Annotated in this window: 9 protein-coding genes and 1 pseudogene; 3 read left to right on the top strand and 7 right to left on the bottom strand. The window is 73.6% G+C overall.

Going from position 1 to position 9320, the window contains the following annotated elements; translation table 11 throughout:
- Window positions 1–6 precede the first annotated feature (6 nt).
- Together ACYVMZ_RS22455 and ACYVMZ_RS22460 are read right to left on the bottom strand one after the other, a co-directional pair.
- Complete coding sequence (locus ACYVMZ_RS22455) at window positions 7–2406, bottom strand: ricin-type beta-trefoil lectin domain protein (RefSeq protein WP_461082380.1); 2400 nt, start codon at window positions 2404–2406, stop codon at window positions 7–9.
- A 469-nt stretch (window positions 2407–2875) separates the two neighbouring features.
- The gene (locus ACYVMZ_RS22460) at window positions 2876–3796 is read right to left on the bottom strand and encodes a helix-turn-helix domain-containing protein (RefSeq protein ID WP_461082382.1); all 921 of its coding nucleotides are present in this window, start codon (window positions 3794–3796) and stop codon (window positions 2876–2878) included.
- 63 nt (window positions 3797–3859) lie between these two features.
- On the opposite strand from ACYVMZ_RS22460, the gene ACYVMZ_RS22465 reads away from it, so the two are divergent.
- On the top strand, window positions 3860–4678 hold the full coding sequence (locus ACYVMZ_RS22465) for a phytanoyl-CoA dioxygenase family protein (RefSeq protein ID WP_461082384.1): 819 nt from the start codon (window positions 3860–3862) through the stop codon (window positions 4676–4678).
- 53 nt (window positions 4679–4731) lie between these two features.
- On the opposite strand, the gene ACYVMZ_RS22470 is transcribed toward ACYVMZ_RS22465, so the two are convergent.
- Together ACYVMZ_RS22470 and ACYVMZ_RS22475 are read right to left on the bottom strand one after the other, a co-directional pair.
- Window positions 4732–5211, bottom strand: a complete 480-nt coding sequence (locus ACYVMZ_RS22470) for a flavoprotein (protein ID WP_461082414.1) — start codon at window positions 5209–5211, stop codon at window positions 4732–4734.
- Window positions 5212–5406: 195 nt separating this feature from the next.
- Window positions 5407–6081 carry an FMN-dependent NADH-azoreductase gene (locus ACYVMZ_RS22475; RefSeq protein ID WP_461082386.1) on the bottom strand — a complete coding sequence of 225 codons (675 nt, stop codon included), beginning with the start codon at window positions 6079–6081 and terminating at the stop codon, window positions 5407–5409.
- A 68-nt stretch (window positions 6082–6149) separates the two neighbouring features.
- Between ACYVMZ_RS22475 and ACYVMZ_RS22480 the strand changes: the two genes are divergently transcribed.
- Window positions 6150–7067, top strand: coding sequence for a sigma-70 family RNA polymerase sigma factor (locus ACYVMZ_RS22480; protein ID WP_461082388.1), 918 nt, complete (start codon window positions 6150–6152; stop codon window positions 7065–7067).
- Here ACYVMZ_RS22480 and ACYVMZ_RS22485 read toward each other — a convergent pair.
- Both ACYVMZ_RS22485 and ACYVMZ_RS22490 read right to left on the bottom strand, forming a co-directional pair.
- Window positions 7042–7242 carry a ferredoxin gene (locus tag ACYVMZ_RS22485; protein WP_461082416.1) on the bottom strand — a complete coding sequence of 67 codons (201 nt, stop codon included), beginning with the start codon at window positions 7240–7242 and terminating at the stop codon, window positions 7042–7044. The two genes, ACYVMZ_RS22480 and ACYVMZ_RS22485, sit on opposite strands and share 26 nt — an antisense overlap.
- A gap of 14 nt (window positions 7243–7256) precedes the next feature.
- A complete protein-coding gene (locus ACYVMZ_RS22490; RefSeq protein WP_461082390.1) occupies window positions 7257–8453 on the bottom strand; it encodes a cytochrome P450 in 1197 nt (398 codons plus the stop codon).
- 159 nt (window positions 8454–8612) lie between these two features.
- Here ACYVMZ_RS22490 and ACYVMZ_RS22495 point away from each other — a divergent pair.
- Window positions 8613–8746: pseudogene (locus ACYVMZ_RS22495) on the top strand (lysine transporter LysE); the annotation flags it as partial.
- Between the two features lie 36 nt (window positions 8747–8782).
- Here ACYVMZ_RS22495 and ACYVMZ_RS22500 read toward each other — a convergent pair.
- Window positions 8783–9217 (bottom strand): nuclear transport factor 2 family protein, encoded by a 435-nt coding sequence (locus ACYVMZ_RS22500; protein ID WP_461082392.1) that lies wholly within the window; start codon window positions 9215–9217, stop codon window positions 8783–8785.
- Between the last annotated feature and the right edge of the window lie 103 nt (window positions 9218–9320).

The following is a 9320-nucleotide window of genomic DNA, read 5'->3' on the forward strand; positions in this document are numbered from 1 at the left end:
GACCGCTCAGCGGCGGCCGTCTCCGCCATGGCCGCCGTACCCGTAGCCACCGCCGTAGCCGTAGCCGGGCCGGCCGCCGTACTGGCCGTCCCCGGAGCAGTAGTAGCCGTAGCAGGGGGTGCCGGTGGGGGACGGGCCCGTCGGGGTGGGCTGCGGGGACGACGGGGGCGTGGACGGGGTCGGTGTGGGGGTGGGCGTCCTCGACGGCTCGGCGGTGCGCTTCGGCGTCGGGGACGGTGCCCGGGCAGGGGCGTCCGCGTCCCAGTTGACCGCCTCCATCTGCAGATCGGGCTTGGAGGTGTCGATCGCCCAGCGCTGGGTGTCGTCGTCCGTGCGGGTCTTGACGACCAGGGCGCCCGAGCCGTCGGTCGCGGCGGGGGCCAGGGCCAGCTCCTGGTCCCAGCGGGGCACCAGCGCGCCCTGGAGGGTGAAGTCGTAGCGGACGTTCCTGGCGTCCGAGGTGCCCGTGCACGGGGCCAGCCGCACCGAGTAGCCGAGGCGGGAGTCCAGGCACAGGCCGGGCTCGGCGACGCTGCGCAACAGCCCGTCGGTCTCGTACGTCCACTGCTGGGTGGTGGTCGAGGAGCAGGTGGTGAGCTCGGTCTCGGCGCCCTTGACGGCCTTGCCGCCGACGATGCCGACGCACAGGCCGGAGTCGGCGTTGTGCAGCCGGCCCCGCAGTGCGCCTTCCGGCGCGTCGCCCGCCCCGATCCAGGACGGGTCGTCGCTCGACGTGCCCGTGCCCGGGCCGGGTGTCTCGGCGGGCAGGCCGTCGCCCGCCGGAGGGGTCCCGTCGCCGGAGCCGCCGGTGGCCCACAGGGCCAGCGGGAGGACGATCAGCCCGCTCACGGTGAGGATGCCCACGGTGAGGTTGCGGCGGCGGGCGGCGCGGCGGGCCGCCTTCTGGGCGGAACGGCGGGTGGCGCCGCGCGGGGCGGTACCGGAATCGGCGCGGGAGGCGGCATCGGGACCGGTGCGGGAGGCGGCACTGGAGGCGGTTCGGGACGTGGCGCGTGGTGCGGTGCGGGGGGCGGGGGGTGCGGTGGGGGATGCCGGGATGCCGGGCGGTGGCGAGAGGGGTTCGGCGGCGGCATGGGCGGGGGGTGCCGAGAAGGGCCCAGCGGCGGCGTGGGCGGGCGTCGCCTTGGTGCCGGCGGGGTCGGCGAACGTCTCCCCCGCGGGCCCCTCGGGATGGCCGACAGGGTCGGTGAACGCCTCGCCCGCCGGTCTCTCCGGGCGGGCGACGGGATCGATGAACGCCTCACCCGCCACGCCCTCCGGACGGCCGACGGGACCGGTGAACGCCTCACCCGCCGCGCCCTCCGGACGGCCGACGGGATTCGGGAAGAACTCGGCGGCGATGTCCTCGGGACGCATCTGCGCGCCGCCGACACGATCCGGAGACGCCTGACCGATCAGGCCCCGGGCGGGCGCCTCCGCCGCACCGGCAGGGTCGGCGAACGCCTCACCGGTCATGCCCTCGGGATGCGCAGCCTCCGCAGCACCGGCGCCCGCGAACGCCTCACCGGCGATGTCCTCGGCGCGTGCCGCCCGCGCGGTACCGGCGTCGGCGGCGCCGGCCATTCTGCTGACCACGTAGTCCCGCGCGCCCCAGCCGAGCACCCCCTCGGCCAGGGCGATGCCGAGGCCCTTGTTGAACTGGGCGAGCTGGTCGGCGCCGTACCGGCAGTGGCTGCATCCCTCCAGGTGCGCACGCAGATCGGGGTCGAGGTCGACACCGCCGCGCCGGTAGGTCACGTCCAGCAGGCGCAGATAGCGGCGGCACTCCTGGTCCGGGGCGAGTTCACGGTGGAGCTGGAGGGCTTCCTCACGCAGCCGTTCGTGGGCCCGGCCCAGTTCGACGCGGGCGCCCTCCTCGTCCAGGCCGAGCAGTCCGGCAGGGACGGCGAGCGGTTCGGCCTCGACCTCGGCGTGCCACAGCAGACAACGGGCGGACTGGGGCAGCCGCTGGAAGGCGCCGGACAGCAGGCGCCGGTCCGCCTGCGGCAGCAGACGGGCCGCCAGGCGCTGCCCGTCGCCGGCCGCGGCCCGCAGATCAGGGTGGAGCATGTCGCGTCTGTGGTCGGTGTCCCACTCGGCCGCGATACGCCGCACGGTGACGAGCAGATGGGGCCGCCACGCGGCGGTCGGGCCGTTCTGCCGCAGGGTCTCGCCGAAAAGCCGCGTGAATGCGGCAGTGGTGAGCATTCCGGCGGAATGCGGGCCGTCGGTGCACAGCCGCGCGTAGGCGAAGGCCGCCTCCCAGTGCCGGTCCAGCAGTTCCCCGACGGGGTGAACCGCGGGCGTCGCCCCCGTCCACTTCCTGAGCTCGGCGCTCAGCTGCTCGTCCGTCGCGTGGAACTGGCGGGCCGAAGCCGGGGAATTCGACAGCCCTGCGTCTTTCACGGCGGCATTCCTCTCAAGGACGTGCGGGACAAAAGTCCATACCAAGGGGTATGCGACCCGTCGGCGGCGCGACGGGGCCCGTCCGTACAGGATTCGGCGTCCCGAACGTGCGCCACGGACGGCTCTTTTGAAGCAGGGGCACGTACGGGAGCGGCCTCGCGCATGCAGAGGGCGACATATTGTCTGCACACCGACGACGCACACCTTTGCACAGGTCAGCGAGACGGAACAAGGGATCTCGCGGTTTCGTGCATTGCGTGCGCCGCAAGGGCCTTTTGACAAGGTGTCAATCGGCCGCGCCCGGGCAATCCCGTGCTATCGGCACGGCATTTGCCGTGAGTATTCACCCGCCTCGCCGGCCGGTGTACGGAAACCATTGAACGGGCGCTGCGGAGCAGCTCACGCCGGTCCGTCTTCCCGCACGTCGCCGATTCGGCCCCTCCCCGAAAACCAATGGCGCGGCCGGCGCTCAGGCGGAAGCACCGCCGTGCCCCGCGCGGTACGCCCCGGGCGGTGTCCCGTAGCGCGCGCGGAAGGCCCGGTTGAAGTGGAACGGGCTGGCGAAGCCGGAGGCCGCGGCGACGCGTTCCACGGACAGGTCGGTGCTCTCCAGGAGCCGGGCGGCGTGGCGCAGCCGTGCCTCGCGCAGCGCCCGCATCGGCGACTGGCCGAGTTGCTGGGTGAAGAGGTGGGCGAAGCGGGACGGCGACAGCGCGACGCCCTCGGCGAGCGAGCGCACGGTGTGCGGGGCGCCCGGGTCGGCGGCGATCAGCGCCTGGGCGTGGCGGATCCGGGCGTCGAGGCCGGGGCGGGGTGCCGGGGTCCGCGCGGTGGTGGTCGTGAGCAGGACGGCCTCTTCCAGGGAGCACAGGGCCAGTTCCCGGGCCGCGCTGCCGTGTGCGACGGCGACCTGCCCGTCCGGGGGCGCGGCGGTGGGCGGTGCCTCGGTGCCGGTCCAACGGGCGTCGGCGAGTATCCGGCCGAAGGCCGCCTCCACGCGCGCGTGCAGGCCGGCCGGGGTGGGGGTGACGACGTACATGCCGTCGCCGGCGTCGTACGGCCGCAGCCAGGACGCCCAGGCGGGCCGGGCCTGGCAGTGCGCCCACCAGAACCGCCAGTGCCGGGCGCCGGGTTCGGTTCCGTAGCCGTGCGGGACGCCCGGGGCGAGCACCACCAGGTCCCCGGGGCCCGTCCGCGCCTCGGTCCCGCCCTGGCGCAGCCGGCCGTGGCCGCCGGTCGTCCAGGTGAAGAGCCAGCTGTCGGCGCCGTGCGGCCGGCTGACGCCGTAGCCCTGGGGCTGGTCGAAACGGCCGACGACGACCAGACCGGACGGCGGGGCGGGATCGCCGGCCGCGGCAGTGTCGGGCAATCCGTCAGCACACACGGGCATCCCCCTCGTCGGCTCGGCGGCCTAGCGTGGCGGCCGAGGACACCTGATGCGAGGAGTGCGCGCATGACAGTCACGGGCATCGGCGCCGCCGGCGCTCCCATCCTGACCCGGGCGGGCCTGAGGCGCTACCAGGAGGACGGGTTCACGGTCGTACGAGGGCTGTTCGGGTCCGGCGAGATCGACCGGCTGTGCGCCGAGTTCGCGGCGCTGCACGCGGCCGGTCCGGTGCCGGGGCACTTCGAGCCCGTCCCGTCCGCGGATCCGCTGCGTGCCTGTCCGAGGGTGATGCATCCGCACGAGATCAACGACCTGGCGCGCAGCGTGCTGCTGGACGCGCGGCTGCGCGGGGTGCTGGAGGTGCTGCTCGGGGAGGAGGTGCTGGCGGCGCAGAGCATGTTCTACTTCAAGCCGCCGGGGGCCCGGGGGCAGGCGCTGCACCAGGACAACTTCTATCTGCGGGTGGAGCCGGGCACGTGCGTGGCGGCGTGGATCGCCTGCGACGTGATCGACCGGGAGAACGGCGGCCTGGAGGTGGTGCCCGGCACGCACCGGATGGACCTGTTCTGCCCGGAGGAGGCGGACGCCGAGCTGTCCTTCGCCCGGGAGTACGTACCGCCGCCGCCCGGGCTGAGCCCGGTGCCGGTCGACATGGCGCCCGGTGACGTGCTGTTCTTCAACGGCAGCCTGGTGCACGGCTCGCAGCCCAACCGGAGCGCCGACCGGTTCCGCCGCTCGTTCATCGGCCACTACGTGGGGCGTTCGGCGGAGCGCATCGGGGCGTACTACCGCACGCTGACGATGAGCGGCGAGCGGGTCCGGCTGCCGGAGAGCGAGGGCGCGGGGCCGTGCGGCACGGAGTTCGCGCGGCATGGGCCCCACTGACGGCGCGCACCGCTCGCATCAGTGCCCGGCGATCGCGTGCGTGCACTGAAAGCTCAGTCCCGTTCGATCAGGTCCAGTGCCCGTTCCCAGCCGAACTCCGGCCGCCCGCCGTCTTCCCCCGGCTCTCCGGCGTACGGCTCCCCGAAGCGCACGCCCATCCCGCGCAGTCGCGTCAGGCTGTCCCGATACGCGGGGTGGGCGGCCAGCGCGTCGGCCACGCACGGCAGGACGGCGATGGGCACGCCGAGGCCCGCGGCCTCGCACAGGGTGCCCAGGGCGAGGGTGTCGGCGATGCCGGCCGCCCACTTGTTGATGGTGTTGAAGGTGGCGGGCGCGACCACCACGGCGTCGGGCGGCGGGAAGGGGCGCGGTTCGGCCGGCGTGCGCCAGGCCGAGCGGATGGGGCGGCCGGTCTGCGTCTCGACGGCGGCGGTGTCGAAGAAGCCGTTCATGGCGACCGGCGTCGCGATGACGCCGACCTCCCAGTCCCGCTCCTGGGCCGCGGTGATCAGCTTGCTGACGTCCGTGGCGATGCCGGCGGCGCAGACGACGACGTAGAGGAAGGGTTTCCCGGGGCTCCCGGGGCTGCCGGAGCTCTCGGAGCTCCCGGGGCTCCCGGAGCTCTCGGAGCTCTCGGGGTTGCTGAGGTTCTCGGGGTTGTCGGCCTGTTCGGTCACCAGGAAACCCTAATGAATTTCCCGGAGTTCACCGCAGCGACGGGCCCGCGCTCAGACGGCGGCAAGCCGTCTCATCTCCGTGCGTGCCACGGCCAGGGAGGCCGCCGCCAGGTCCTCCAGGCCGGCCGGTCGGGGCAGGACGTCGACGCGCGTCAGCTCGGCGGACACCAGGTGGAGGTGTTGCGGTGGCACGCCCAGATTCCTGAAGTAGGCCCGCAGGTACGGGGTTTGGAAGTCGTCGTGCTCGCGCGGGGTGCCGGAGCCGTAGCCGCCGCCCCGGGCCATGACCGCCACCACGCGGGTGTCGCGCAGCAGGCTCTCTGCGGTGTCCGGGTCGGTGAACGCTCCCGGGAAGGTCACGCGGTCGATCCAGGCCTTCAGGGCCGCGGGCACCGAGAAGTTGTACATCGGGACGCCGAGCAGCACCGTGTCGGCGGCCAGCAGTTCGGTGATCAGGGGCAGGGTGAGCTCCCATTCCCGTTCCTCGGCGGCGCTCTCGATCAGCGCCGGGACTTTGTGCGGCGGCACGAAGCCCGCGCGCTCCACGCGGCGGCCGAGGGTGGTGTACGCGGGGGTCAGCGGCGGAACCGGGGCGGCCGACAGGTCGCGGTGGCGGTGGTCGGCCGCCGGGTGCCGGGTACGCCAGGCCGTCGCGAACAGGTCGGTCAGGCCCCGGGTCACGGAGTCGGCGGTCGTGTCGGCGCTGGAGTCGATGTGCAGCAGCATCGGGTGGTCACCTCTGGGGGGTCGGATACGTCGACCAGGTGACGGAGTGGGACGGAGAAAGGTGACCGATGAACGGGCACGACGAGCTGGCGCGGCGGTTCGAGGAGCGGCGCGGCCGGCTGCGGGCGGTCGCGTACCGGATGCTGGGCTCGGTCAGCGAGGCCGAGGACGCCGTGCAGGAGGCCTGGCTGCGCCTGGACCGCGCGGGCGGCGACGGCATCGGCGACCTGGGTGCCTGGCTCACGACGGTCGTCTCCCGGGTCTGCCTGGACATGCTGCGCTCCCGCACGGCCCGCCGGGAGGAGCCGTACGGGCAGTCGATGCCGGAGGTGGGCACCGGCGACATGCCCGAGGACGAGGTGCTGCTGGCCGACTCGGTGGGCCTCGCCCTGCTGGTCGTGCTCGACACCCTGAGCCCGGCCGAGCGGGTCGCCTTCGTGCTGCACGACCTGTTCGGGGTGCCCTTCGACCGGATCGCGCCGGTCGTGGAACGCTCGCTGCCGGCCGCCAAGAAGCTCGCCAGCCGGGCCCGGCGCAAGGTGCGGGGCGTCCCGGCGGTCTCCGGGGCCGAGCTGGAGCGGCACCGGCATGTCGTCGAGGTGTTCCTGGCCGCCGCGCGGGGCGGTGACCTCGGTGCGCTGCTCGACGTCCTGGCCCCGGACGTGGTGCGGCGGGCCGACCCGGCGGTTCTGCCACCGGGAATGCCGTCCGAGCTGCGGGGCGCCCGGGCAGTGGCGGAAGGGACGGTGCTGCTGCGCGGACGGGCCCGGTTCGCCGCGACCGCCCTGGTCGATGGCGCCGTGGGGGTGGTGGTCGCGCCGCGGGGGCGGCTGCTGTGCGTCCTCACGGTCGCCGTCGAGGACGGACGCGTCACCGCGTACGAGGTGATCGCCGAGCCGGCGCGGCTGCGCCGGCTCGATCTCGCCGTCCTCGACCCCGCCGTCCTGGGGATGCCGGGCGTCAGCTCACCGTCTCCGACACGGTGATGGCGCTCACGGGGCAGGCCCGGGCCGCCTCCCGTACCAGAGGGCTGCCACTGCCGTCCTCGCGGCCGGGCAGGAGCGTGCTGTAGCCGTCGTCGTCCTGGGTGAACACGTCCGGGGCGGTCAGCGCACACTGGCCCGCGCCGATGCAGACGTCCTTGTCGATGTGGATGTGCATGGCCGTCACGTCTCTTACCAGGTCACGGGGAGTTCGAGCATCCCCTGGATCGTGTCGCCCGGTTTGAAGGGGATCTGGTCGGCCGGTGCGGCCGGCCGCAGCCCGGGCAGCCGGTCGAAGAGGGTGCGCAGCGCGATCTCCAGCTCGGCGCGGGCCAGGTTCTGGCCGAGGCACTGGTGGATGCCGAAGCCGAACGCGATGTGGTGGCGGGCCGGGCGGTGCCAGTCGAGGGTGTCCGGTGCGGGGTAGACGGTCTCGTCACGGTTGATGACGGAGGTCGCGAAGATCACGCCGTCGCCCGCGCGGATCGTCGTCCCGGCCACCTCGATGTCCTCGACGGCCAGGCGCAGCAGCCCGTCCGCGATCGACAGCATCCGCATCAGCTCCTCCACCGCGGCGGGCAGCAGCGTCGGGTCTGCCCGCAACTCGGCGAGCCGATCGGGGTGTTGGAGCAGGGTGTAGGTGCCCAGCGAGATCATGTTGGCGGTCGTCTCGTGGCCCGCGACCAGCAGGATGGTCGCCAGGGCGACCAGATGCGCGCGGTCGACCGAGCCCTCGCGCACCTGCCGCTGGACGAGGTCGTCGAGCAGACCGGTGCCGGGGTCCTTCTGCTTGCGGTCGATCAACTCGCCGAAGTACGCCTCCAGTCGGTTGCGGGCGTCCTCCACGTCGGCGGCCGCCGGGCCGCGCAGCAGCCGCCGTGACTGCGTCTCGAAGAAGTCGTGGTCGGCGTACGGCACGCCGAGCAGGGCGCAGATCACCATCGACGGCACGGGCAGCGCGAAGGCGCTCACCAACTCGGCGGGCGGGCCCTGCGCGATCATCGCGTCGAGCCGCTCGTCCACGATCTCCTGAATGCGCGGGCGGAGTTCGACGGCCCGTTTGTAGGTGAAGTCGCCGGCCACCGTGCGCCGTTGGTCGCGGTGTTCGGGGTCGTCGACGCCGAGCAGGGCGGTCCGGCGGTCGCGGACCGCGGCGAAGCGTGCCGTGGGCATCGGGAAGGCGGGGTGGTTGCGGTTGGACGACAGGCGCGGGTCGGCCAGCAGGTCGCGGGCCACGGCGTGCCCGGTGACCAGCCAGACCTCACGGCCGTCGAAGAGGGTGACCCGGGCCAGGGGCCGGGTGGCGCGCAGCGGGTCGTAGGCGGCGGGCGGGTGGTAGGGGCAGGTCCGGTCCTGGGGGAAGGCGACGGGTGTCGTCGTGTCCGGCATGGGAAGACCTCGCAGACGAAGTGTGCGTCGTGCCGATCTTCATTAGATGCCCAAGGCACTTATGGGACGTACGCGAAGTTCGGCCAGATCGGATGGGGACGCGATCTGGCCGAGTAGCGCCGTCCGTCGTTCGAAAACCTGCCTCGTCTCCCTCACCGCGTACGCCAGTACCGCGGCCACCGGCTCGCCACCCGGTCCGCCCCGCCTCCCCCGAGCCGGCGCGGGCGTACCTGGGGCTGCTCGGGATCGCCCTGCTCAACCCCACCACGCTGATCTACTGCGAGGCGCTGGTGCGGATGGCGGTGGCGCCCTCGTGACCGGCCCGCGGTCTACGGCGCGAAGGCCCGGGCGACCGCGAGGCTGTCCTCGTACACGTGGTGGCGGACGATCCGGCCGTCCCGCACGGTGAGGTGCAGGGCGAACCTGGCACGATACGGGCGTCCGGTGGGCCGGGCGGTCTGCCGGATCTCGCCGAGCACCACGGCGTCGTCGCCGTCCACCAGGATGCGCTCGATCTCGGTGGCCGCCTCGCCGGGCACGTGATGGGCGGCCAGCTCCCGGTAGTGGGCGGCGGCGTCGCCGCGGGTGGAGCGGTGCCGGATCCAGGGGGTGGCACTGCGGCCGTGCTCGTCCTGCGGCCAGCTCAGCTTCCAGTCGCCGTGCTCGGCGTACAACTCGGCGATGCGCTCCGGGTCGCCCTCGCCGATTCGGCGCAGCAGCTCCTGCACCACGGAGCGGGTGCTGGTGTCGGTGGTGACGGTCATGGGGTACTCCGTAAGTTGTTGGGTGGCCCGGGAGGGCCGGATGTGGCTGATGGGGTCTTGCCTTCAGTGGCTCCGCAGGAGTGGCCGTCCGGCTCTCCGGGGC

The sequence above is a fragment of the Streptomyces deserti genome (assembly GCF_054782695.1).